This is a genomic window from Mesorhizobium sp. WSM4840 (assembly GCF_055811755.1).
On the sequence record NZ_JBVVQD010000016.1, the window covers coordinates 135,182 to 157,432 of the forward strand.

Sequence of the window (22,251 nt, forward strand, 5' to 3'; positions counted from 1 at the left end):
TTCCGACCGGGCTCAGGCCGACCAATAATCGGGACGGTTCTGTCCCATACTCGCCATCGAGCTTGCGATCGGTGATGGCATCTGGACCGGATTCGGCAGGCTGGCACTGGAACCCAGCGAGTTGTGGAGGACTGAGCGGATCATCCAGCGGATTAGTGATCGGTTGTCTTGGAAGCTGAAGACATCCAGATCGCTTTGCGGCGTCAGGGAACGCACGAGGCGCTCGGTCTGGTCTTCCGCCTGGTAGGCGATGCGCAGCTCGCGGACCATGAGCACTTTCAGATCTGCGTGCCAGGCCCCTGGATTCAGGCCGCCAAACGGCCTGAGCAAGTCATGGGCGAGTTCGTGGAGCTTGTCCTTCAGCTTAGGGCTGAAATCGCACGAAAGCACGGGAACTCCCTTGGCCGGGTAGATCAGATTCAGCACCGCGTCGATGGCAAGGCCGACGGCCGTGGCCCGCCTTTCCTGGTCGCCGCGACCGTCCGGATCGGTGCCAACTGCATAGAGATCGATCGCCCTATCCACCAGGAACAGTATGTAGTCCAGCAGGACCTGACACTTGACATTGTCGTCGTCGCAGCCGCAGCCGGCGAAGCAGTCGACCTGCTCTAATAGCACGCCGCGCGCGATAGTCAGGTTCATCAGCCGGACGGCGCCCGTGTCAGGGCCGCCTGCGCCATAGAGGCCGTAGACGATGATCGGCGGTCGCGCGACATAAAGCAGCCGCGAGCTGCCTCGCGAGACGAAGGCATCGACAAACAGCTGCAGGCTCGACACGAACGTCACTAGCGGCGGCGATTCCGGCGACCTCAAGGTGATCGGCAAATGGATCGGAACCTCTGAGCTCTGCCCGAACTGGATCAGGCGCTGGAAGCGGTGAACTAATAATGCGGACGCGGTGGATAGTTCACGCAGCCCTTCGACGCTCGCCCCGGTCGAGAGGTCGACCAAGTCGTCCATCGCCTGCGACAGCGCGCTTTCCTCCAGCAGGGCGCGCAGATCCGCCTGGCCGCCGGCCTCCAACTGCTGCACGAGGTTACGGTAGGATTCGATTCCGCGCGGCCAGTCCTCCTGGCCGAGAGAGGTTTCGACCGAGCCGGTCAAGGTGCGCAGCGCCATGATGACGGCGTTGCGGCGCGCCTGCAGCTCGCCGGCCGCCGAGCGCACGATCGAGGTGCTGCGCGTGATGCCGTTCGAAGCCAAGCCTTCACCGATGGCGACGAGAATGAGGGCAGCCAGGACATCGCAGCTCTGAGCAAAGCGTCGGAACAGGATGGCGCTGCCGTCGGTCAACGTGCCGACATAGCGCGCAAGCCGCGAATATTCGCCGAGCTGACGGCGCGCCGACATGGCACGGTCGTGATTGACCGAATCAAGGGCGAGCCGGGCGGCGGCCAGCCCGTCATTGGCGATCTGCCTGATGGCGCGGCCCCAGCCGATCATCTCGACGCGGATATCCTTCAGTGGCGAAGAGGTCGAAAGCGTCTGCAGGTCGCGCTCGAGGTCGTCCTGCGCCTGCGCCAGCTCGACCGAGGACGGGCCGGTGTTCTGGGCCGCGGGCACATAGTCGGGCACGCTCGAATAGGGCAGGCCGGCGCGCTCGCGACGGTCCCGGTCCGCCTCCTCCGGGTAGAAGTTCAACAGGGCATTGGCGATCTGGTTGGGATCGCGGGGATCGCTCACGCGCAGCGTCTTGCGCAGCAGATTGTCCACAGCGACAGTAGCCGGAGAGCGGAATTTCGAGACCGAGTTGGCGGCGGTTGGGATTGCGTCGACCATGATTCAGTTCCTCATGCAACGAGTGCGGCTGGGGACGGTTGCGCAGTGGGCCGTCGGTTTGCCTGACGCTGGGCCAGGTTTCTAAAGACGAGCGCGGCAATGGCGTCCGGCTCTGCGCCGGCCTCCAGCGCGAAACGGCTGGCCGACACGAGAAAGCGGGGCGGCAGATCGGGCATCCGTCCCGCCGCAATCAGGATTCCGCCTTGGCGGATGCGCGCCTCGTCGGCCCGGCTGAAAGGGATGGCGTCGGCCAGCGCATGCTGGCCCAACCCCCGTCGCGGCTGGTAGGCGATCTCGTCAACCACGGCCGGTATGACGCGCGGCACCGATGCCAGCAGCACCGGCGGCAGCCGGTGGCCTCGGGCCGGATTGTAGAGGCTGCGCCAGACCCGTTCGGCGCGCCTTGCCTCGTCGGAGAAACCCATGCGGCGCAGCATCTGCGTCAGGATGAGGACGCGGATCCAGCCGGTCGGGTGCGCCCCGCCGGGACGATAGGTCAGAGCGCGCGCGCCGGGATGGGCGAGAAACTCCATCATCCCCCAGACCGACGCCGTCCCGCCGAGAAGCAGGGCGGCGAGGTCGGCGAAGATCTCCTTGTGCCAGCGGCGCAGGATGGTCACAACCAGCGGATCGAAGCGCATCGAAGCCAGCCGGTTGGCGACCGCTTGCGCGTTCTCCTGCCAGAGCCCCATATCCGCCTGCAGATTGTGAGCAACTTCATGAAGGAAAACCGACTGCCAGGGATTGTCGCGATCCCACGGCACCCGGATAACCGGGAACGGATTGCTGTCGCCGAGCAGGCGGGCAAGTGCCACGCCGCGGCGCTGCGTGGCTGGAGAATAACCATGTTCCAAATAGGTCAGCGGCTTAAGTAGTGGGCCGCTGAACACGCCAGGCAAGGCCGCGCGGACGACCGCATAGCAATCGAGCGCGATCTCGTCGTGCGCGGCAAGCGCCGGCGCGAATGCCGATCCGCGCTGCGACATGACTTCGAAGAACATGCCGAAAGTCCTGCGCAGCCGGTCGACGCTATGGTCGAGCATAGCCATCTGGGTAAGGGCATGTTGCGCCGTCGCCGGCGGCCAGCCGCGCTCGATCTCGACGATCCGCCTGTTTATGGCGTTGCCGATGGCGGCCAGCCGCTTGTTGGCGGCGTGGAAGTGAGCCCGGGACGGCGCGTAAGGCAGGTCTTCGGGACGAAGGCCGATGCGCCGGGGCGTCAAACGGTTCAGGCGCTGGGCGCGGGCCTTCAGGGCCCGCAGCTTGGTATCCAGGAATCGCCTGGTCGAAGAACCCGTGCGCATCGCCGCGATCCTTCTTCTTGCAACGGCTGTTAGTTGGGCCGGATGGTGATGCTGACCGGACCACGGATCACAATACGTCGTCTGTGCCCTTGGCCATATCCACCTGGACCGCCCGGCCAACCGCCCAAGGCTCGGCCAGCGCCTAAGGCACGCCCGGCAACACGCGCCAGGTTGCGTGCGGGGGCCATGCCGGCGCGAACAGCCGCCGCAGTGCGGCGCACGATCTGGCGCCCTCTCTGTAAGGGCAGAGTGAGTTGCCGGCGAAGGCCATGTCCACGGGCCGCGACACGACGCGCGGTGCGCGCCAGCACCAGCGGCCGGACGGAGGCCGGTGTGCGGCGGGTGACGGCGGTGCGGCGAACGCTGTTGGCTATGCGAGGGAGCGCGCGGATCGCGGTCGGCCCGCCACGGTTCACAAGCTGGGTGGCGGCGCGCCGCACGGTGCGAACCGCCTGAACGCGCGCGGCTGCCGGCATACGCGCGGCTGCCGGGCCAAGCACCCGTCTCGTGGCAAGTCCTGCGACCAGGGGAATGGCGGCGCGGTTGCGGACCGCGAGCTCCGCGAAAGCGTCGAGCGCCTCGTCTTCGGAAGCCTCGTCCGCCATCAACTGGCCAACGACATTGGCGACACCGCCGATAGCGGTGCCGACACCGGGAATGAGACTGGCGACGGGCGCGACTGCGCGTGCGATGCGACCGATGGTGGGAGCGGCACGCCGGACGGTGCGAACGACGCCGCGAATGCCGCGGGCAATGCGGCGGAAGAATTCGTCGCTGTCCTCTGCCGCAAGCGCATAGCTCATGGCCTGGTCCCAAGCGTCGTCGTCAGATTCATCGCCTTCGTCGAAGCTGTCGCCTTCGTCGAACTCGTCGCCAGCATCGAATTCATCGCCGGCGTCCATCTCGTCGAAGCCCGAGGCCTCGAATTCGTCGCCTTCGTCGAACTCGTCGCCTTCGTCGGCGGCTTCGAAGCCATCGCCTTCGTCCATTTCGTCGAATTCGTCATAGCTGTCGGCGGGGCCTTCCGCTTCATCAAAGGCAAGGTCGTCGAACATCGATTCGTCATACCCGTCCATCTCGAGATCTCCTCTTGAGCGATCGGCCCTCAGGGGAAAAAGGACCAAAGCGATAAACGCCAATAAGGATATTCGTCTTCGTGATGATGGCTCACAAGTCGGCAGAAGCAGGTAGCTTAAAGCTGGTCGCCAATCTCAACGACTGTTCAAACAAGAAAACTTCTGATTTATGATATGGATATATTCAGTTTTAATTGATTTGTGCGGATACACTTTAGATTTTCTAACGGACAACTCGTTAACAACGGGGCAATGTAGGGACCGTTTCTGGATTTGTGTATCCCTTGTCCGATCAATCAGCTTTCCAGAAAAGCTGGCTTACAGATAGCAAGTGGCGGAGCCATGTCGGTGCCGATGTAACTTTCTCCCAGCTAATCCAAAGGGAGAGGATTGAACTCTAATTCGTGTCAATGAAATCAATAGCTTGCAATGAACTTTGTAGCATTGTGACAAACATCTAAATGATCTCAATCAGTAAGTCGAAATCGGCCAACATCTGAGGAAACGTGCTCCTGCCTTTGCCTCGGCCCCTTGTTGCGTTAGCATAGGCGCAAATTAGCTATTGCTGACGAATCGGATTTCGCTGAGGGGGGCGAAGGTTCATGGAAATGCAGCAGGTCCGCTATTTTCTGGCCCTGTCCAGCACGTTGAACTTCACCAGGGCGGCGGAAGAGTGCAACGTTACGCAACCGGCATTGACGCGCGCCATCAAGACACTTGAGGACGAGCTGGGTGGAGAGCTCCTTCGGCGCGAGCGCCAGCATTCTCACCTGACCGAACTGGGCCGGCGCATGCTGCCTTTGCTGCAGCAATGTTATGATGCCGCCACGTCCGCCAAATCACTCGCCAAAGCAGTGCAAAGCAGCGACGTGGCACCGCTTAATGTCACCATTTCCAACAGCGTGAACATAGCGCTGCTGGTTTCGCCGTTTACGGAGCTTTTTCGGGCTTATCCCGGTGTGCATCTCAAGATCAGTCGCGGTTCGCCGACCGCTGTCGTCGATGCGCTCAAGAATGGTGACGTCGAGCTGGCGGTGGCCGGCCCGCTGGAGGCGGCTTGGGATCGGCTCGACACTTGGCCGCTCTTCCAGGAGGAGATCGAGCTGGTGGTGAATTCCGATCATCCGCTCGCCCGTCGCAACGAATCCGACGTTGCGCTCGATCAGCTTGCCGGAGAACCGGTGCTCAGCCGGATCGATTGGGAAACAAGCGAGGAGCTGTCGCGTCGCCTCGCTGCCAAAGGGTTCACGGCTCAGGCCGCCCATGAGGTCGAGACTGACCACGACCTACTGGCGCTGCTGGAGGCCAACGCCGGTGTGGGCTTCGTCTCCACGACAGCGCCGCGGTCGTCGAGTGTCCGCAGACTCAAGCTGCGGGATGTCGACATTTCGCGCGTGGTCGCCGTATACGCGGTCGCCGGCCGGCATCGTTCGCCAGTCGCCACGACGCTGCTCAACCTGTTGCGATCGACGGACTGGTCGCCATTTGGCGTTAGCGAGCCCGCCTGAGCGCCATAATCAGGTCGTCGATGTCCATTCGCCGGCGGTAGTCCGGATCGACGAAGCGCTCTGTAATCCGCCCGTCCGTGCCCACGATGAAAGTCGCCGGGATCGGCAGGAACCAGCTGCTGTTGCCCTGATAGCTAGGGAGATCATAACCAACTCCCATCAACCGTTCCATTTCAGCCCCGACCCAGATAGCGAGGTTGAGTGAGAGCGCATAGCCATTGTCCATGTCGGTCAGGAATGGAAACTGGGCACCTACCGTAGCCTTCATCGCCTTCGCAAATTTGCGTCGTTCGGGCATGATCACCGCCACTTGGCCACCCAGTGCGGCAATCTCCTCCTGGACCTCTACGATCCCGATCGCATTCAAGCGGCAATAAGGGCACCAGTGACCCCGCTGGAAGATTATTACTGCCGGCCCCTGCTTCAGTAGGTCCGCCAATCCGATCAGTTTGCCGCTGTCGTCAGGCAGGAGGAAGGCTGGCATGAGATCGCCAGGCGCCGGCGCCATCGCCCCTGCCCCCTGCTCCTGCAGGCGTGACACCAGGCGGTCGACCGCATCGGCAAAATCGCCGTTGAGGCGGCGAACAGCCTTGCGACCACCTCCAGCCGCTCATTCAACGGCGCATCGAGTTCGACGGCAGCCTGCACGGACTGTTCAAGTGTCATTGTCTGGTCGTCGGCGGCCATTTCTGCTCATTCATAGCTTGATGCAGCCTTTCATCGAAACCCATCGGCCACGGCCATGCTTTTCTTGCATGGATTCGATGTCCTGCGTGCATCGAGCACAAGCGAGGTTCATATTCTGTTCGCTGCCTCCGCTCAATTCGTTACATCATGTTCCTGACATCCGAGGCGAAAGTAGGGAAGCCGTAGACCATGTCCGATAGCTGCGATGCCGTGATGCCGTGTTTCATGGCAAGCGCGAAAAGATGGATCAACTCTTCGCCGGCATGGCCCACCATGTGGGCGCCGACGATCCTGTCCGCGGTCTCCTCGACAATGACCTTCGACCACGCGACGGTCTCGGCATAGGTCCTCGCGGATAGCCAGCCCTGCATGTCGTTCACATGGACCCTGACGCCAACGCCTTGCTCTTTCGCTTTGGCCTCGGTCAGCCCGACGCTGGCCAGGGCGGGGACCGTGTAGAGACACGCCGGTATCTGGCTATAGTCCGGCCGGTGTCTCGGCCCATCGACGATGTTTCGGCCGACGATGCCGCCCTCATAGGTCGCTACTGGCGAAAGCTGCGGAGAATTCCACACCGCATCGCCGCAGACGTAGACGTCAGGATTGGAACGCGAGCGCAGATGATCATCGATCTCGATGCGGCCTTCGCGATGCGCGATGACGCCGGCGCCGAGGTCGAGCCCCTCGACGTTGGCGACACGTCCGGCGCAATTCACAACCCTGTCCGCATCCACGGCGCACTCGACGCCATCCGCCACAAAGGTGACGCGCGACCGCCCGTCGACCTTATCGATCCTCTTGACCCAGGCCAGTGTGCGGATACGAATGCCTATGCCTTCGCTCGCGCCACGGATCCGGGCAACCGCATCGGCGTCGAAACCTCCGAGCAGATGCGGCAGTGCTTCGAGGATCGTCACGTCGACGCCGGCGCGCGCATAAACGTGGCCCAGTTCGAAGGCAATGACGCCGCCGCCGACGAACACCACCGCGCGGGGCAGCACCGGGTCGTTCAGGACATCGTCCGAAATGGTCAGGTGCTCGGCGCCTGGAATTGGCAGTGAACGCGGCTTCGAACCGGTTGCGATGACGATGTTCCTGGCTTCAAGCTCGCGACCGGCGACGCTGATGGTATTGCTGCCCATGAACACGGCCTCGCCGACGATGACATCGACGCCGCGCTCGGCCATCAATCCGGACAGGCGGGAGGGAATGTCCCTGATCATATCCTTTTCACGGTCGATCAGGGCTCGCCAGTCGATCCTCGGCGTATCGACCGTGATCCCGTGCCGATCGGCCTGTTCGATCTCATGGAGCGCGTGGGCCGCCGCGACGAGGACCTTCTTCGGCGTGCAGCCACGATTGGGGCAAGTGCCGCCGAGGTCGCGTGCCTCTATCATGGCCACCGACAGGCCGGCGGCGCGCGTAGCCACTGTAACACCCATCCCCGCATTGCCCCCGCCGAGGATCACCACATCATATTTTTCCACCGTCTTGCCCTCCGGGGATTCAATGTAATTTGACTCGGGGTTTGTTGCGGCGCGCCAGGATCCCGGCGATCGTGTCCAGCGCGGTCTTCAAGGTCCCGTGCACAGCCTTGCGATGCAGCTTGTAGAACGAGCGATACATCAGCCGGGCGAGCAGACCTTCAATCCTAAGTCCGCCAATCAGGTTGCCGAACGAGCCGTAGTCGGCAAGCGAAACAAGGGATCCGTAGTCGCGGTAACGGAATGTCGGTGCGGCCCGTCCCTCGAGACGCGCGGCGACCACCTTGACCAGGTGATCAGCCTGTTGATGGGCTGTCTGGGCGCGCGGTGGCAAGGGATTGTCCTCGCCGGGCAAGACACAGCTCGCGCAGTCGCCGATCGCAAACACGTTCTCGTCCCCTCTGGCTTGCAATGTCGCATTCACGAGCAGGCGGTTGATGTGATCAGTCTCGAGGCCATCGAGTTTTTTCAGGAAATCCGGCGCCTTGATGCCGGCGGACCAGACGACGAGTTCGGCCGGCACAAACAGCTTCTCGCCAAGCCTGGCGCCGTCCTCCGTCACTTCGGTGACCTTGGTCCCACACCGTATCTGGACGCCCAAATCGACAAGCAAGCGCGCTGATGCGCGTGCCAGGTGTTCAGGCAAAGCCGGCAAGATGGGCGGCCCCGCCTCGACGATGGTGATGCGGATCAGTCTTTCGAAATCGATGTTGTCGAGGTTGTGCGACGCAATTTCCCGCATCGACTTGTGCAGCTCGGCAGCCAGCTCGACGCCGGTGGCCCCCGCCCCAACGATGACGCAATGGAGCTGGCCTGGCGACAGCTGCTCGTATTGCGCATTGGCGCGCAGGCAGGCGTCTATCATGCGGTTGTTGAACCGGGCGGCCTGATCGGCCGAATCGAGCGCGATTGCGTGGCGGGCCGCCCCTGGCGTGCCGAAATCGTTGCTGACACTACCGACGGCCAGCACCAGCGTGTCGTAGCCCAGCACACGTGGCGGGATGATTTGCCTGCCATCGTCATCGAAGCTTGGCGCGACAAAGACCTGGCGCCTGGCGCGGTCGATGCCGACGACCTCGCCGATTCGGTATCGATAGTGGTGGCGACTGGCGTGGGCGATGTATTCCACCGCATCGTTGGATGCGCTCAGTGCGCCTGAGGCGACCTCGTGCAGAAGCGGCTTCCAGACATGGGTGCGATTGCGGTCGACGAGCGTGACGGAAAGCCGCCGCTTGCCGAACTTGCGGCCGAGGCGGGTCGCCAGTTCCAGTCCACCCGCACCGCCACCAACGATGACCACGCGATGCAGCGAGCTATCCGCATGGGATGGTGTCTCCGGTATCGTGCGGAACAGCGCGGCGTTGTTGGCGAGCACGGCTTCCGGAACCAGTCGTTTTCCCGGCGTGATGATCTGCATTGGTATTCTCCGTCACTTTCCTCGGTGTCGCCGCGCTTGAAAAATCACTCTTGCGATTCGTGGATGACGATGCCTTGCAGCATGTCGACGTCGCATTCCCACGGCCTCTCCGAGAGCACGCGCTCGCCATGGTCGTATCCTGCCTGCCAGCGCGTGCGGATGCCTGCCCGGGTGAAGTCGATGTCCTTGGTGTGATCCTCGCCATCGAGGCGCGGTGAAAGCAGCCGAACCAGGTGCATGACCGAAGGGCAGCCGTAGGACGCGAGTTCCTTGAACATCGGATCCTCGCGCCGCTCCTCGGGGACCAGCTTTCCCATTTCGCGAACGACGTGCCGAAGACGATGCAGTTGCTCCTGCCGGGCCACGTGGCTCCGGCCTCGGCTGGCGTATTGAAGGTCCTTTTGCCGCCCCATCACCTGCCAGATCGATTTCGGCTCGGTGGCGCGGGGCTGCCACATGTTGACGGCAAAGATCAGCGCATCGCGCCGCGGCCGGGCATCGAGCACGACTTCAATGGGGGTGTTGGAATAGATGCCGCCGTCCCAATAGGGCTCGCCGTCGATGCAAACCGCCGGAAACGCCGGGGGCAAGGCGCCCGATGCCATGATGTGCGCCGGCGACAGCGTCATCTCGCGGCTGTCGAAATATTTGAGTTCGCTGTTGTTGACGTTCACCGCGCCGACCGTCAGCCGCGTGTGGCGCCGATTGAGATAATCGAAGTCGATCAGGTTGCTCAGAGTCCTTTTGAGCGGATCGGTGGTGTAGTAGGATGCATTCTCCACACCAACTTCGCGATTCACCCCGAACATGGCGCTTGGGTTCGGTTCGAAGAACCCCGGAATGCCGTGCATCACCGTGCCCATGTTGGCAAAGATGTTGCTTGGAACCATCATCCGGAAAAACTCATCGAACGGGCTGCTTCGGCTGACGCCGTCCCAGAACTCGCGCAGCCTCGGCAGGCGGTCTTGCGGCTCGTTTCCGGCAATCAATGCCGCGTTGATGGCGCCGATCGAGGTGCCGATGACCCAATCCGGTTCAATCCCGCCTTCAACGAGCGCCTGATAGACGCCGGCCTGATAGGCTCCGAGGGCGCCACCGCCCTGGAGGACCAACACGGTCTGGCGCTGGATGGAACCATCGGCCACACGGCCGGCCTCCGGCGCAGGTTCCGACGTCGAAGGATTTTGCGTGATCTTGTTCATTGTCTTTTCGCTCCTCGTTGCCGCATTCAATGGGCGGTCCAGCCGCCTTCGATCGGCATGATCGCACCGGTGATCGAGGCGGCGTCATCCGAAGCCAGGAACACGCAGAGCGCCGCAACCTCGGCCACGGTCACGAACTGCTTGGTCGGCTGGGCCGCCAGAAGCACGTCCTTGATGACCTGCTGCTCGGTGATGCCGCGGGCCTTGGCTGTGTCCGGTATCTGCTTCTCGACCAGCGGGGTGAGGACGTATCCGGGGCAAACCGCATTGACGGTGATGCCCTGCTCGGCGACTTCCAGCGCGACCGTTTTGGTCAAGCCGGCGACCCCATGCTTGGCGGCGACATAGGCGGACTTGAATGGCGAGGCGACAAGGGCGTGAGCGGACGCAACGTTGATGATGCGGCCCCATTTGCGCTCCTTCATCGCCTGCAGGGCGCGCCGGATCGTGTAGAACGACGACATCAGATCGATCGCCACGACCGCCTCCCATTTCTCGATCGGAAAGTCGTCGATCGGCGCGACATGCTGAATGCCGGCATTGTTGACGAGGATGTCGACGGCGCCGAACTCGGCGATTGCCTTGTCCATCATCGCGGTGATCGCCCCGCCCTTGCTCATGTCAGCATTGTCGTAGCGAACGGTGACCCTATGGTCGGCAGCAATCCTGGCGCGTAATTTCTCGATCTCTTTGGCATCGCCGAAACCGTTGAGCACAATATTGCAGCCCTTGGCCGCAAAGGCCTCGGCGATGCCTTGGCCGATGCCGCTCGTCGAGCCTGTGATGAGTGCTGTCTTTCCTCTGAGCATCGTTGTTTCCTTCGGTTGGAGCTGCGACCGGAAGTGCCGGCAAACGGCTGCGAGCAACGGGCTTCCGCGCCCAGTCTTGAGTTCTGGAGCAAGTATGGCGAACCGCTCGAAGCAGCGGAAATGCCGTTGAGATATGGATTCGATAGCCGACGGTCAGATCATCAGCTCGGCGCCGGCCTCGCATGCCCGGGCGGCGGCTCTCTGGCACATGTCCACCCTCAGTTCTTTCTGATCGTCGAGGTCACGGACTGAATGACCTCGGTCGCCATCTTGAACTGCGGCGCGCGGTCGGTAATTCCATGCCGCTTGGCGATCCAGTCGAAATCGCTGTAGGCGGCATAAACTGAACCATCTGCGGCCTGGTAGACCAGCACGCGCACCGGCCAGTCGAGACCGGCTTGCGGATTGGACGTGATGAAGGTCGTGCCGAGCGCCGGATTGCCAAACATCACCAGCCGCGACGGCCTGACATCATTGCCGGCGTTCTGGCCAAGGCTTGCCTGGTCGATGACGCCAAAAAACTTGATGCCCTTCTTGAGGACGTCCTTTTTGATGCGGGCAACTGTCTCCGCGATGGAATAGTCGCTCTTCACCGTGACGACGCCATCCGAAGCGGCAGCCGGGACGACGATCGCCATCAGCATGGCGGCGCATCCAATCAAGGTTTTCAGGTAGGTGGTCATATCAGTCTCCTTTGGTTTTGTGGGTTGCATGGATTTTGGCTATTACATTGATATCCTTATTCATTCCCGCCTTAGATTAGTCGCCTTGCAGTCGACGAATTCCCGATCGTCAGGCGGTCGGCGACTTCAACGACCGCGCGACCGCGATCGCGCCGGCGAGGACTGCGGCGAGCACGGCCACGCATGCGGTCCAGCCGATCCGGTCGTAGATTTGTCCAATGACGAAGCTGCCGGCGAGCCCGCCTGCATAGTAGGAAGCAAGGTAGATGCCGCTTGCGGCGGCGCGGTCGCGCGAGGCGGTCCGGCTGACGTGTCCTGTCGCTATTGCCTGCGCCAGGAAGGTGCCAATGGCGACCAGCGCCATCCCGCCGAGAACAATGGGAAGGCGGCTCGTGAGCAGCAGAAGCAAACCCAGGATCGCCAGCGCAAGCGTCGCATCGATGCCGATCCTTGGGCCGAGGCCGGCAGCGACCCGCCCGGCGAGCGGCGTGGTCAGCATGGAAGGCAGGAAGACGAAATACACCAGTCCCAACGCCATCGGCGACAGCGATAGCGGGGCAGCGACGAGCTGGAAGTTGACATAGGTGAAAGTGCCTATGAAGACGAAGAGGATCAGGAAGCCGATCGCGAAACAGGCGCGCAGCTCGGCGTTCTTCAGCGGGCTCTTCCAGGCCGCGCGGGCAGGCTCGCCTATCGCGTCGGCGCGCATCATTGCGGATGTCTTCTGCAGCGTGAACCAGACAAGTGCCGCGCCAATCAGATTGAGGGCGGCGAACGTCAGGAAATTGGTGGAGATGCCAAACGTATCGGCGACGGCGGCCGACATGAGCCGTCCGAAGAAGTTACTGGCAACATTGCCGGTTACATAGGCCGCAAGCGCACCTGTCGTCTGCCGCGCAGAAAAATGCTCGGCCAGGTAGGCCATCGTCAGCGTGAACGCGGTCGACATGCACAAGCCCTGGACGACACGCAACAGGGCAAAGACGACGATGCTGTCTGTCTGTGACAAAAGCGTAGTCGGTATCGCCAGCACCGCAAGGCTGATCCAGATGCCGTTGCGGCGATCGAGGTTCCTGCCAAAAAGCGCCACCGCAATGCCGGCCACAGCCATGCCGAAAGTGCTGGCATTTACAGCAAAGCCCATCTTGGCGCGGCTGACACCGAACTTTACCACCAGGGAAGGCAGGATTGCCTGGGTGGCGAAGAGATCGACAAGTGTCAGGAAGGCGATCACAGCGATCATGCCGAAGCGCCAGCTGTCCGCGGCAACCATGTGGAGCCGCGTCGAGGAAGTCTGTTCCGTCGTTGTCACCATAACGAGGCTCCTTGGCGACACGTCCCCAGGTGACTGCCTGAGGACGCGCTTTCAGTTGCTGATGCTGGGAAACGGTCACCGCAACGCGTGGCTCACATCGTGTGATCTTCGCGCATTTCCGGCGGCAGGATGTCGGCCGAATAGAGCACCGCCGGGACCTTGCCGTTGTTCTTCCACCAATGAGCGAGCTGGCCGAATTCGACGCTCACGTCGCCAGCCGAATGCTCGATCCCCACCTTGCAGGTGCTGCTATATTCGGTGATCGAACCCTCGACGACGAGGATGTTGGCCGGACGAACGGTGTGCTCATGCCATGGCACGACACCCCCCGGCTGCACGACGAGCTTGCGCAGGCGCAGCATGTTACCTTTCCAGGCCTCGCCCTTCGGGCTCAGATCGATGGCCGAAAGGACATCATCGGTAACGCCAACCGGCTTGCTGGGATGCTCCTGGATGTCAACGGTCGCCGCCTGGCCGGCTGGGCAGTCTCCTGCAAAAGCCGGTGCGACGGAAAACGCTGCGGTTGCGGAAAGAAGGCCGAGCGCTAGCGCCACGTTGAGTGGCGCGCTGAATGCGATTGCTTTGGAAGCCATATCTTGTTTCTCCTTTGTCGGTGCCCAAACGCGGGAGGCGGGGCATGAGGAGGAGAGTGACGAGATCCGCAAAGAAAGAGAAATGCTGCCTGGCTCTCAATTCGATACCTGAAAACTATAGTAATCCACTCGTCCCGACACATAGGAGGCGCGGGAAAAGCATGCCGTGAGAATGGAAACTCTTCGACTATGCTTTAGGCCGCTGTCTTGCGGGGTGCCAAAGGTATCGCACTTTCCGGCCAGCCATGCGCCTTCACGCTGTTTACGAAGGCCAATGCCGCGGGCGAGAACCGACGTCCCGCCACAACGACGAGGGATACCTCCCGCCAGACTTCGGGGTCGATGACGGGCCGGACCTGCAAGCCCGGGATCACCGCGCTGAACTCAGGGATGAAGCAGATTCCGAGCCCTCCGGAAACCAGGTTCTGGATCCAGTCCTCGCGCTCGCTGGCATAGGAGATCCTAAGCTTCACCCCCCGATCGTTGCACAGGCCGGCAAGATGATCGCGATACTCGCAGTTGAGACGCCTGAGATAGTTTTCACCGTCGAGTTCGGAAATGGAAACATTGTCGTTGCGGGCCAATCTATGGCCGTTGGGAAATGCCAGGACGAAGCGCTCGCGATAAAGCGGCGTCACGTGGAAGCGCTCCGGAAAACTGTCGCTCGATGCCATGATGGCGACGTCGATCTCGCCTGATTCGAGCAGTTGGGAAAGCGATGCCGGCACGCCCTCTACCAGTTGGAGCTGGATCCCCCGCTGACGTCTGTTGAAGTCGGCCAGCAGCCCGGTGAACCGGCGCGGGCCGATGGTGCACATGACACCAACCTTGAGGTTCGCATTTTCCAGACAGAGAAACCTTGATGCCTCTTGCCGAACGCCGGTCAGTTCGTCGAGGATCTGCTGGAAACGGGGTCGCAGCAGAGCACCTAGATCCGTGAGATGGGTGAGGTTTCGCTCGCGGCGAAAAAGCAAGCCGCCGACCTCTTCCTCAAGCTGCTGGATGGCGCGCGACAGGGCCGGTTGAGTGACATTGCATTTTTCGCCAGCGCGCGTGAAATTCCGTGTCTCGCAGACAGCAAGAAAATAGCGGATGTGATGAATGTCCATGCCGATTGTCCCCGAACTGCATATGGTTCATATGCTGGCTTCGGAGCCTGCCGCAAAGCGTCCCGTCGTGCCAATGCGCTGCCGCTATAAAGTCGATAACGGCCCGTCATGATGCCTTCTGAGGTCAAGGTGCGGATCGCTTCGCTACGGCTAAAGCGTCGCTCAGGCTGACCTAAAAACAATGATGGCGAGCATTTGCTCGCCATCATGCTCTTATTGCAGCGAAATAGGTCAAGCGGCGATTAGCTGTTGCCGCCAAGCTGATGGACCTTGACGCAAAACTCGGCATACGGCTTGCTCATCGCCGCGTCGTTGCATTCCTTCTTCATCGCGTTCCGCTTGTCCTTCGACATCGCATTCCAGGCTGCTTTGAACTCTCTGTCCGACTTCATCGTCTTCATGCCCGCATCGGCGTAAAACGGCTGCATGTTGGATGGTTCGTCGAGCGCCCCGGCAAACGCGACGCTGCCGAGAATGGAAAGGGCAAGGGCGCTGAGGCAGATAGCTTTGATACTCATGGCATGATCCTTCTCTGAGGTTGGGCGATCGTCCCATCGACGGCCGCGGTAATGATCGACAGCAATCGAAAAACCTGCGGTTCCTGCTTGCCGAGACGAAACATTGCTGCAATCGACCGCCAACCCGCCAATGCCATCTGCGTATGGAGTTTATGCCGCTTCTGCATCCCATGGATGCTTGGCGGCACAACCGCTAATTGACGCCGCCGAACACCAGGATGTTGGCGCAGGATGCGGCATGGGGCTTGCTCATTGCCGGGTCGTTGCAGGCCTTGGTCACGGACCAGGCCCTTCTTGAACCGGCCATCGGTTTCATCGTCTTCACCCCGGCGTCCGTATAGAAGGTGGGCAACGCCGCCGGGTCGCTGAAGGGGTCTGCAGAAACCACCCCGGCAAGAAGACCGATGGCAATCGCCGCCAGCCAGATAGTTCGAATTCTCATGACGCACCCTCTATACGCTGGAAGTTGTTCAAGCCGCCGTCGGGGCGCCGGTGTCAGAGCGGACAAGATCGCGTTGTCTTGCCTGCTTGGACGAACCTTGCCGCGCGGAATTGCAGCCAATGCAATCTGCCTATGGAGTTCATGCTACCTTGGCATTTCGCCCTGAGGGGATGATGCGGCAGTCTCTCCATATGACGCCCTGGCCGGCGTTTTGGGATGGAGACCAAAAAGATGCATGTCCAGACCGGAACTGAAAACAACAACGCCGTCATTGCCGGCGCAACACCTGCGGTGGACGACGGGCAACTCATCGACATTGTCCTGACAAGCGACGCACACGGTGCATTTGTCTGGGGCGTGCTCGACCGCCTGTTGGATGAGCACGGCCTTTGCTTCGGCAACATCACCGCGTCCGGTTTCGGTGCGATGGAGGCGGCGGTTCTGACCTATGGCCTGGCTCTGGGCGATCGGCGTGGCGCACGGACGGCGCTTACCAACTTCTGGCGACGCGTCAGTCACGCATCGATGTTCGCAGCCGATACAGCCAGTCCGCTGAGATCGATTCTGGAACAGTCAATCGACATTGCGGAGATTCGTAAGAATAGCTGCCCGGTGAAACTCAGCATCCTGGCTTCAAATGCCCGCACCGATGCTGTGAAGACCTTCACCAGCGATCAATTGTCGATCGACGCGATCGTGGCGGCGGCCACAATCCCATTCCTCTTCCCGGCCGTGGAGATCGACGGCGACACCTATTGGGGCGACGGCGACCTTTCGGGTTTACCACCGGTCCAGCCGGCTGAAGGCGGTCATCGGCTAATCATCGCCAGCAAGCCCTCCACGTCCATGACGCCGTGCGGGGCTTGTCGCCTCGCCGCCGGTCATGGTGCAATAAAGCCCACACAGATTCACACCATCTTCGACGGTCGGCGCCGGGCTGGCGCAGCGCTATTCTTGAGACCCTGGACCGACTGGGGTGAGTTGACCGACATGCGTGACAGAGGGCGGGAAAGAGCCGATGATTGGCTTCTGGGCGATCACCTCTTTGTGGGCGAACGCTCTGCCGTCGATAACAAAAACCGATACGTCTAGGCGCCTCCCTCCCGCCTAGCCGCGCCTGCTTCGCCCTGTTCACGAATGCAGGCGCCAAGCCCTCCGGTTCCCCGCCGGAGGGCTTTTTTGCTTGAGGCCCCTTCAACATAGTGACCGCGTATCAAATCCATGCCGAGACAGCATTTCAGCTCGGCCGTCTGATCAGGGACACTGCTTGCAGACAGGCCGCAGGGTCAGTCTTTCCCTCGAAACGCAACCAGGAGACACAACTGTGATCAACGCCAAAACCCTCATTGGATCGGCCCTCGCGGCTGCCACTTCGCTGGCCGCCACGGCCGCCCACAGCGGCCCCGCCGCCCAGCCCGACTTCGCCTTCGAGAAGTGCTACGGCGTCGTCAAAGCCGGCCAGAACGACTGCCAAACCGCAACACATTCATGTGCCGGCACCGCGACCGCCGACAACCAGCCGGATTCCTGGCTTTACTTGCCTGCCGGCAGCTGCGCCAAGATCACCGGCGGCAGCGACAAGTCGAAAGCCTGAGCGATCCAGACTTCGAGCCAACCCCTTTGGAATGGAGCAGACCGATGTGCCGTGCGTTTCAACCCCTCGCGATCCCCGCAACCGCAGGTATCGGTCTTCGCTCTCCTCACATCAGCGAGATGCTGACCCGCAGGCCCTCCGCTGGCTGGCTCGAAGTGCATGCCGAGAACTACATGGGAGACGGCGCCGGCGTCGAGGCGCTGGAACGGCTGCGCCAGATCTATCCGCTGTCGGTGCATGGCGTTGGCCTGTCGCTGGGCAGCGCACAGGGATTGGACCGCGATCATCTGGAGCGGCTGCGCAAGGTCTGCGAGCGCTTCCAACCAGATCTCGTCTCGGAGCATCTCGCCTGGAGCGTAGCCGACGGCGCCTATCTCAACGACCTGCTGCCGCTGCGCTACGACGAGGGGGCATTGGCGGTGGTGGCACGCAACGTCGAGACAGTCCAGGACGCGTTAAAGCGACAGGTGCTCATCGAGAACTTATCCGCCTATCTAGCCTTTGCAGATTCCTCGATGAACGAGGCAGAGTTCCTGGCCGAACTGGTGGCGCGGACCGGCTGCGGCCTGCTCCTGGATGTGAATAATGTGCAGGTTTCGGCGCACAACCTGCAATATGATGCAAAAGCCTTCATCGACGCGCTGCCGGCCGATTCCATCGGCGAGATCCACCTTGCCGGCCATGCGACCAATCAGGTCGGAGCCGACACCGTGCTTATCGACGATCATGGCTCACGCGTGCCGCCGGTCGTCTGGACGCTCTACCATCATGCCATAGACCGGCTCGGACCGCGCCCGACGCTTATCGAATGGGATACCGATGTCCCGGTTCTCGATGTGCTGCTGGGCGAAGCCATGTGGGCCGACATGCTCTCCGCTTCGATCATGTTTAACCGCAAGCAGGCCGCGAGACAAACTACTACAGCCAAGCCCCGGCCGATATCCAACCTCCTCCCCTTCGAAAGTGACATGAGGAGCGGCATGCCCGTGCTTGCGGCATTTGCTGCCGCCAAGGCTGGACCGGCCATGCCTGCGGCGATGCCGCCAATAGAGGGGGGATACCATGCTGCCGCTTGAACACCTGCAGACCACCATGGCGCGCTCGGTGCTCACCATGGAGCCAATGGTCACCGCGAAAATGCTAACCGCCGGCAAGGCCGATCCATTGGCCCGCCTGCGTATCTACCAGAACAACACGCGCAGTTCGCTTACCGTAGTGCTGATGGCGGTCTTTCCCGTCACGGTTCGCTTGGTCGACGAGCGCTTCTTTCGTTTCGTGGCGAGCGAGTTCATTCGACGCCATCCGCCGGTGGAGTCTCGGCTGGCGCGCTATGGCGCCGGCTTCCCACGCTTCCTGAAAACCATCGACACGCTTTCCGATATGCCGGTCGTGGCTGAAACGGCGCGGCTCGAATGGGCCATTGCCGAAGCGCTCGACGCGGCTTCGCATCCACCCCGCCCCCTCTCGGAATATGACGGCACCGATCTGGGGCCTTCGCCCGATATCGTGCTGCAGCCATCCCTGCGGCTGATCGTTTCGCACTGGTCGATCCTGTCCGTATGGACGGCCCATCAGCAGGAGACGGCGGTCGACCAGCACAGCGCCTGGGAAAGGCGTCCCGAGCGCGTGGCGTTGTGGCGGGCCGGTGAGAGCGTCCGCCTGGTTCTTCTCGATCGCGCCAATTTCGCGATCCGGCATTCACTGAAGCACGGCCTCGGCCTGGAACATGCAATCGCCCGCGCCGTCGCTCTCGATCCGTCATTCGATCTCGTGTCCGCGCTCGTGCGTCTGTTCGGCGACGGGCTCGTCACAGATGTCCGGATCCCGGCGCATCCCCTTTCAAACTAAATGGAGACAATCATGACTGCGATACCAGAATATTCCTCATCCGCCTCGACCGGTCTCATCGGCTTCTACAGGCGTGTCATCAGGCTGCCCGAACGCATCCCGTTTTCGCTGATCCAACTCGCCTCCCGAATCGCGGTGGCACATGTCTTCTGGCGGTCGGCGCAATCGAAGCTGGCATCATGGCCGGTAACGCTGCAGCTGTTCGCCAACGAATACAATCTGCCGTTCGTTGATCCGTCGATCGCCGCACCGCTGGCGACGACCGCCGAGATCACTGGCTCGGTGCTGCTCTTTCTCGGGCTGTTCTCGCGCCTCGGCGCGCTGATGCTGCTAGGTGTGGTTTCGGTGATCCAGATCTTCGTTTTCCCCGAGAATTGGGCCGAGCATCTGCTGTGGGCATCGTTGCTTCTTCTCGTATTGACACGGGGCGCCGGCGTGGTTTCGGTCGATCGTTTGGCTGATTGGGCTTTTGGACGAAGAGCCTGAAATCGTCGTCGGGCACGAGCACGCGGTCTACGCCTTCCGCGCGCAATGGCAGCTCCCGTCGCTGCAGGCTGGTTCGTCGCAGAACACTTCAGCGATTTCAATGGGATCGGCTGGTGCTGCGAGAGAGGATTGAACTCTCGACCTCTCCCTTACCAAGGGAGTGCTCTACCACTGAGCTACCGCAGCCGCTGATGGCGGGGCTTCTGCCATATCGAACCGGCAAGCGCAAGGCCAAGCGCAAGCCATCTGTGAAAGCCCGCCCCGACGGGTTTTGCCGACATGGCGGCGCCACAATGTTGGCTATCCCTGAACAGCGGGCTGGCGCAGCGGCCGAAAATCGGAATCGGTTTTCGGAAAGCACGATGCGGAGATTCAAAAGTGTTAGAGCGTACTTTGTGCGTCCAAGCGGACGCACGTCGCCCTAATCGTCAGGCGGGACGGAACCATGAACGACAAGACAACTCCACTGGACAAGGGCGGTCCACCTGACAAGGGCGGTTCCTCGAAAAAGGACAGCCCATCGAAAAAGGCCGACCGCAAGAGCCGGCTTGCCGAGCAATTGCGCGCCAATCTGCAGAAGCGCAAGGCGCAGTCGCGCTCGCGGCGCACCGCCGACAAGCGGCCGGACGGGCTCGGCGCCTTAAGGGAAACGCAAAAGGATTGATATCAACAGGCTGGCCAGGGCGCGGGAATCCTGTTTCTTGAACCAAGCCGGCCAATGGTCTAGACCGGCCACAACAGACTCAACCGATTGAAAACCGGCCTTTCGGCCGAGGGGACGCTCTTCCATGGATCGCATCAGAATTGTCGGCGGCAACAAGCTTGCCGGAAGCATTCCGATCTCCGGCGCGAAAAACGCCGCGCTGCCGCTGATGATCGCCTCGCTTTTGACAGACGACACGCTGACCCTGGAAAACGTGCCGCACCTGGCCGACGTCGAGCAGCTGATCCGCATCCTCGGCAACCATGGCGTCGACTATTCGGTCAACGGCCGCCGCGAAAAGCAGCAGGAGGGCTATTCGCGCACCATCACTTTCTCCGCCCGCAACATCGTCGACACCACGGCACCCTACGAGCTGGTGTCGAAGATGCGCGCCTCGTTCTGGGTGATCGGCCCGCTGCTCGCCCGCATGGGCGAGGCCAAGGTTTCGCTGCCCGGCGGCTGCGCCATCGGCACGCGCCCGGTCGACCTTTTCCTGGAAGGCCTTCAGGTGCTGGGCGCCGATATCGACGTCGACACCGGCTATGTCATCGCCAAGACCAGGAACGGCCGTCTTGTCGGCAACCGCTACGTCTTCCCGAAAGTATCGGTCGGCGCCACCCATGTGCTAATGATGGCGGCTTCGCTGGCCAAGGGCGAAACGGTGCTCGAAAACGCCGCCCGCGAGCCCGAGATCGTCAACCTCGCCGAATGCCTCAACGCCATGGGCGCCAGGATTTCCGGCGCCGGCACCGCGACCATCACCATCGACGGCGTCGAAGCGCTGTCGGGCGCGCGCGTCCGGGTGATACCCGACCGCATCGAGACCGGCACCTATGCGATGGCCGTCGCCATGACCGGCGGCGATGTCGTGCTCGAAGGTGCGCGGGCGGACCTGTTGCAGACCGCGCTCGACGTGATTTCCCAGACCGGCGCCGAGATCACGCAGACCAATTCCGGCATCCGTGTCAGGCGCAATGGCGCCGGCATTGCGCCGGTCGACGTGACGACAGCGCCGTTCCCGGCGTTCCCGACCGACCTGCAGGCGCAGTTCATGGGCCTGATGACGATGGCCAACGGCAAGTCGCGCATCACCGAGACGATCTTCGAAAACCGCTTCATGCACGTCCAGGAACTTGCCCGGCTCGGCGCCCACATAACGCTGTCCGGCCAGACGGCGATCGTCGACGGCGTGCCGAAGCTGAAGGGCGCGCCGGTCATGGCGACCGATCTTCGCGCTTCGGTGTCGCTGGTCATCGCCGGCCTGGCGGCCGAGGGCGAGACCACGGTCAACCGGGTCTATCATCTCGACCGCGGTTTTGAGCGGCTGGAAGAAAAGCTGTCCGGCTGCGGCGCGGTGATCGAACGGATTTCGGGTTAGAGGTAGCGGGCCTGAGGTCGGCGCTGCCCCTTGCATGTTCGGCATCTTCTCTCCGTCTGGACCAGAGCTATTGCAGGTGGAAAGCCGAGGCTTTCGCTCTACGATGTACCCCCACCCCTAACCCCTCCCCATAAGGGGGAGGGAGACTTCTCGTTGGCGCTGACCTCGGCAGATTGCCTGCCTTTCGGCGCCAAAGGGGACGTTAAAGGCGCGCGGCAGCGTTCCCTCCCCCTTGTGGGGAGGGCTAGGGTGGGGGTCCATCTTCGTAAGAATCCAAATGCGATTGCCCTGGTCAGAGTCCGTGGCGCAGTTGCAC

The 22,251-nt window shown here is 61.9% G+C and carries 23 protein-coding genes and 1 tRNA gene; 8 read left to right on the forward strand and 16 right to left on the reverse strand.

From position 1 onward, the window contains the following. Nucleotides 1-12 precede the first annotated feature (12 nt). From AC0L3I_RS21690 to AC0L3I_RS21700, 3 genes are read right to left on the reverse strand one after another with little or no spacing between them, the layout of a single operon-like run. Nucleotides 13-1,779: a hypothetical protein gene (locus AC0L3I_RS21690; RefSeq protein WP_473528168.1), complete on the reverse strand. Its 1,767-nt coding sequence runs from the start codon at nt 1,777-1,779 to the stop codon at nt 13-15. 11 nt (nt 1,780-1,790) lie between these two features. Beyond that, complete coding sequence (locus tag AC0L3I_RS21695) at nt 1,791-3,083, reverse strand: hypothetical protein (RefSeq protein ID WP_473528169.1); 1,293 nt, start codon at nt 3,081-3,083, stop codon at nt 1,791-1,793. 29 nt (nt 3,084-3,112) lie between these two features. After that, nucleotides 3,113-4,159, reverse strand: coding sequence for a hypothetical protein (locus AC0L3I_RS21700; protein WP_473488559.1), 1,047 nt, complete (start codon nt 4,157-4,159; stop codon nt 3,113-3,115). Nucleotides 4,160-4,761: 602 nt separating this feature from the next. Between AC0L3I_RS21700 and AC0L3I_RS21705 the strand changes: the two genes are divergently transcribed. Next, nucleotides 4,762-5,667 carry a LysR family transcriptional regulator gene (locus AC0L3I_RS21705; RefSeq protein WP_473528170.1) on the forward strand — a complete coding sequence of 302 codons (906 nt, stop codon included), beginning with the start codon at nt 4,762-4,764 and terminating at the stop codon, nt 5,665-5,667. Here the strand turns inward: AC0L3I_RS21705 and AC0L3I_RS21710 are convergent. The 12 genes from AC0L3I_RS21710 to AC0L3I_RS21765 form a co-directional block, all read right to left on the reverse strand. Continuing rightward, nucleotides 5,651-6,151, reverse strand: a complete 501-nt coding sequence (locus AC0L3I_RS21710) for a peroxiredoxin-like family protein (protein ID WP_473528171.1) — start codon at nt 6,149-6,151, stop codon at nt 5,651-5,653. The two genes, AC0L3I_RS21705 and AC0L3I_RS21710, sit on opposite strands and share 17 nt — an antisense overlap. Then, a complete protein-coding gene (locus tag AC0L3I_RS21715; protein ID WP_473528172.1) occupies nt 6,112-6,354 on the reverse strand; it encodes a hypothetical protein in 243 nt (80 codons plus the stop codon). The genes AC0L3I_RS21710 and AC0L3I_RS21715 overlap by 40 nt, the downstream gene beginning before the upstream one ends. Before the next feature lie 140 nt (nt 6,355-6,494). Further along, entirely contained in the window at nt 6,495-7,841 is a 1,347-nt protein-coding gene (locus AC0L3I_RS21720) for a dihydrolipoyl dehydrogenase family protein (protein ID WP_473528173.1), read from the reverse strand. A 19-nt stretch (nt 7,842-7,860) separates the two neighbouring features. Further along, complete coding sequence (locus AC0L3I_RS21725) at nt 7,861-9,255, reverse strand: NAD(P)/FAD-dependent oxidoreductase (protein WP_473528174.1); 1,395 nt, start codon at nt 9,253-9,255, stop codon at nt 7,861-7,863. Nucleotides 9,256-9,299: 44 nt separating this feature from the next. Beyond that, on the reverse strand, nt 9,300-10,457 hold the full coding sequence (locus AC0L3I_RS21730; RefSeq protein ID WP_473528175.1) for a patatin-like phospholipase family protein: 1,158 nt from the start codon (nt 10,455-10,457) through the stop codon (nt 9,300-9,302). A 26-nt stretch (nt 10,458-10,483) separates the two neighbouring features. Then, nucleotides 10,484-11,266, reverse strand: a complete 783-nt coding sequence (locus AC0L3I_RS21735; RefSeq protein ID WP_128169136.1) for a 3-hydroxybutyrate dehydrogenase — start codon at nt 11,264-11,266, stop codon at nt 10,484-10,486. A 218-nt stretch (nt 11,267-11,484) separates the two neighbouring features. Beyond that, on the reverse strand, nt 11,485-11,949 hold the full coding sequence (locus AC0L3I_RS21740; protein WP_123146630.1) for a DUF302 domain-containing protein: 465 nt from the start codon (nt 11,947-11,949) through the stop codon (nt 11,485-11,487). Between the two features lie 109 nt (nt 11,950-12,058). Continuing rightward, a complete protein-coding gene (locus AC0L3I_RS21745; RefSeq protein WP_473528176.1) occupies nt 12,059-13,264 on the reverse strand; it encodes an MFS transporter in 1,206 nt (401 codons plus the stop codon). Nucleotides 13,265-13,356: 92 nt separating this feature from the next. Continuing rightward, a complete protein-coding gene (locus AC0L3I_RS21750) occupies nt 13,357-13,857 on the reverse strand; it encodes a cupin domain-containing protein (protein WP_128169139.1) in 501 nt (166 codons plus the stop codon). 194 nt (nt 13,858-14,051) lie between these two features. Further along, nucleotides 14,052-14,966 (reverse strand): LysR family transcriptional regulator, encoded by a 915-nt coding sequence (locus tag AC0L3I_RS21755; RefSeq protein ID WP_473528177.1) that lies wholly within the window; start codon nt 14,964-14,966, stop codon nt 14,052-14,054. 242 nt (nt 14,967-15,208) lie between these two features. Next, the gene (locus tag AC0L3I_RS21760) at nt 15,209-15,484 is read right to left on the reverse strand and encodes a hypothetical protein (RefSeq protein ID WP_473528178.1); all 276 of its coding nucleotides are present in this window, start codon (nt 15,482-15,484) and stop codon (nt 15,209-15,211) included. Between the two features lie 193 nt (nt 15,485-15,677). Then, entirely contained in the window at nt 15,678-15,926 is a 249-nt protein-coding gene (locus tag AC0L3I_RS21765; protein WP_473528179.1) for a hypothetical protein, read from the reverse strand. Nucleotides 15,927-16,142: 216 nt separating this feature from the next. Here AC0L3I_RS21765 and AC0L3I_RS21770 point away from each other — a divergent pair, with 216 nt between their 5' ends. The 5 genes from AC0L3I_RS21770 to AC0L3I_RS21790 all read left to right on the forward strand — a co-directional run bounded on the left by AC0L3I_RS21770 (nt 16,143) and on the right by AC0L3I_RS21790 (nt 19,854). Further along, a complete protein-coding gene (locus AC0L3I_RS21770) occupies nt 16,143-17,018 on the forward strand; it encodes a patatin-like phospholipase family protein (RefSeq protein ID WP_473528180.1) in 876 nt (291 codons plus the stop codon). 232 nt (nt 17,019-17,250) lie between these two features. Then, nucleotides 17,251-17,520, forward strand: a complete 270-nt coding sequence (locus tag AC0L3I_RS21775; protein ID WP_473528181.1) for a BufA1 family periplasmic bufferin-type metallophore — start codon at nt 17,251-17,253, stop codon at nt 17,518-17,520. A 44-nt stretch (nt 17,521-17,564) separates the two neighbouring features. Next, a complete protein-coding gene (gene bufB / locus AC0L3I_RS21780; RefSeq protein ID WP_473528182.1) occupies nt 17,565-18,596 on the forward strand; it encodes an MNIO family bufferin maturase in 1,032 nt (343 codons plus the stop codon). Further along, nucleotides 18,583-19,368 (forward strand): HvfC/BufC family peptide modification chaperone, encoded by a 786-nt coding sequence (locus AC0L3I_RS21785; protein ID WP_473528183.1) that lies wholly within the window; start codon nt 18,583-18,585, stop codon nt 19,366-19,368. Before bufB ends, AC0L3I_RS21785 begins: the two co-directional genes overlap by 14 nt. Nucleotides 19,369-19,380: 12 nt before the next feature. Then, a complete protein-coding gene (locus tag AC0L3I_RS21790; protein WP_473528184.1) occupies nt 19,381-19,854 on the forward strand; it encodes a DoxX family protein in 474 nt (157 codons plus the stop codon). A gap of 111 nt (nt 19,855-19,965) precedes the next feature. On the opposite strand, the gene AC0L3I_RS21795 is transcribed toward AC0L3I_RS21790, so the two are convergent. Beyond that, a tRNA-Thr gene (locus AC0L3I_RS21795) sits at nt 19,966-20,040 on the reverse strand. 259 nt (nt 20,041-20,299) lie between these two features. Here AC0L3I_RS21795 and AC0L3I_RS21800 point away from each other — a divergent pair. Then, entirely contained in the window at nt 20,300-20,518 is a 219-nt protein-coding gene (locus AC0L3I_RS21800) for a hypothetical protein (RefSeq protein WP_473528185.1), read from the forward strand. A 124-nt stretch (nt 20,519-20,642) separates the two neighbouring features. After that, nucleotides 20,643-21,935, forward strand: a complete 1,293-nt coding sequence (gene murA / locus AC0L3I_RS21805; RefSeq protein ID WP_123146622.1) for a UDP-N-acetylglucosamine 1-carboxyvinyltransferase — start codon at nt 20,643-20,645, stop codon at nt 21,933-21,935. Nucleotides 21,936-22,251 lie beyond the last annotated feature (316 nt).

Coding starts and splice junctions, on each gene's coding strand:
- AC0L3I_RS21690 (WP_473528168.1), bottom strand. CDS start 1,779: ATGGTCGACGCAATCCCAACCGCCGCCAACTCGGTCTCGAAATTCCGC.
- AC0L3I_RS21695 (WP_473528169.1), bottom strand. CDS start 3,083: ATGCGCACGGGTTCTTCGACCAGGCGATTCCTGGATACCAAGCTGCGG.
- AC0L3I_RS21700 (WP_473488559.1), bottom strand. CDS start 4,159: ATGGACGGGTATGACGAATCGATGTTCGACGACCTTGCCTTTGATGAA.
- AC0L3I_RS21705 (WP_473528170.1), top strand. CDS start 4,762: ATGGAAATGCAGCAGGTCCGCTATTTTCTGGCCCTGTCCAGCACGTTG.
- AC0L3I_RS21710 (WP_473528171.1), bottom strand. CDS start 6,151: ATGCCAGCCTTCCTCCTGCCTGACGACAGCGGCAAACTGATCGGATTG.
- AC0L3I_RS21715 (WP_473528172.1), bottom strand. CDS start 6,354: ATGGCCGCCGACGACCAGACAATGACACTTGAACAGTCCGTGCAGGCT.
- AC0L3I_RS21725 (WP_473528174.1), bottom strand. CDS start 9,255: ATGCAGATCATCACGCCGGGAAAACGACTGGTTCCGGAAGCCGTGCTC.
- AC0L3I_RS21730 (WP_473528175.1), bottom strand. CDS start 10,457: ATGAACAAGATCACGCAAAATCCTTCGACGTCGGAACCTGCGCCGGAG.
- AC0L3I_RS21735 (WP_128169136.1), bottom strand. CDS start 11,266: ATGCTCAGAGGAAAGACAGCACTCATCACAGGCTCGACGAGCGGCATC.
- AC0L3I_RS21740 (WP_123146630.1), bottom strand. CDS start 11,949: ATGACCACCTACCTGAAAACCTTGATTGGATGCGCCGCCATGCTGATG.
- AC0L3I_RS21745 (WP_473528176.1), bottom strand. CDS start 13,264: ATGGTGACAACGACGGAACAGACTTCCTCGACGCGGCTCCACATGGTT.
- AC0L3I_RS21750 (WP_128169139.1), bottom strand. CDS start 13,857: ATGGCTTCCAAAGCAATCGCATTCAGCGCGCCACTCAACGTGGCGCTA.
- AC0L3I_RS21755 (WP_473528177.1), bottom strand. CDS start 14,966: ATGGACATTCATCACATCCGCTATTTTCTTGCTGTCTGCGAGACACGG.
- AC0L3I_RS21760 (WP_473528178.1), bottom strand. CDS start 15,484: ATGAGTATCAAAGCTATCTGCCTCAGCGCCCTTGCCCTTTCCATTCTC.
- AC0L3I_RS21765 (WP_473528179.1), bottom strand. CDS start 15,926: ATGAGAATTCGAACTATCTGGCTGGCGGCGATTGCCATCGGTCTTCTT.
- AC0L3I_RS21770 (WP_473528180.1), top strand. CDS start 16,143: ATGGAGACCAAAAAGATGCATGTCCAGACCGGAACTGAAAACAACAAC.
- bufB (WP_473528182.1), top strand. CDS start 17,565: ATGTGCCGTGCGTTTCAACCCCTCGCGATCCCCGCAACCGCAGGTATC.
- AC0L3I_RS21785 (WP_473528183.1), top strand. CDS start 18,583: ATGCTGCCGCTTGAACACCTGCAGACCACCATGGCGCGCTCGGTGCTC.
- AC0L3I_RS21790 (WP_473528184.1), top strand. CDS start 19,381: ATGACTGCGATACCAGAATATTCCTCATCCGCCTCGACCGGTCTCATC.
- AC0L3I_RS21800 (WP_473528185.1), top strand. CDS start 20,300: ATGAACGACAAGACAACTCCACTGGACAAGGGCGGTCCACCTGACAAG.
- murA (WP_123146622.1), top strand. CDS start 20,643: ATGGATCGCATCAGAATTGTCGGCGGCAACAAGCTTGCCGGAAGCATT.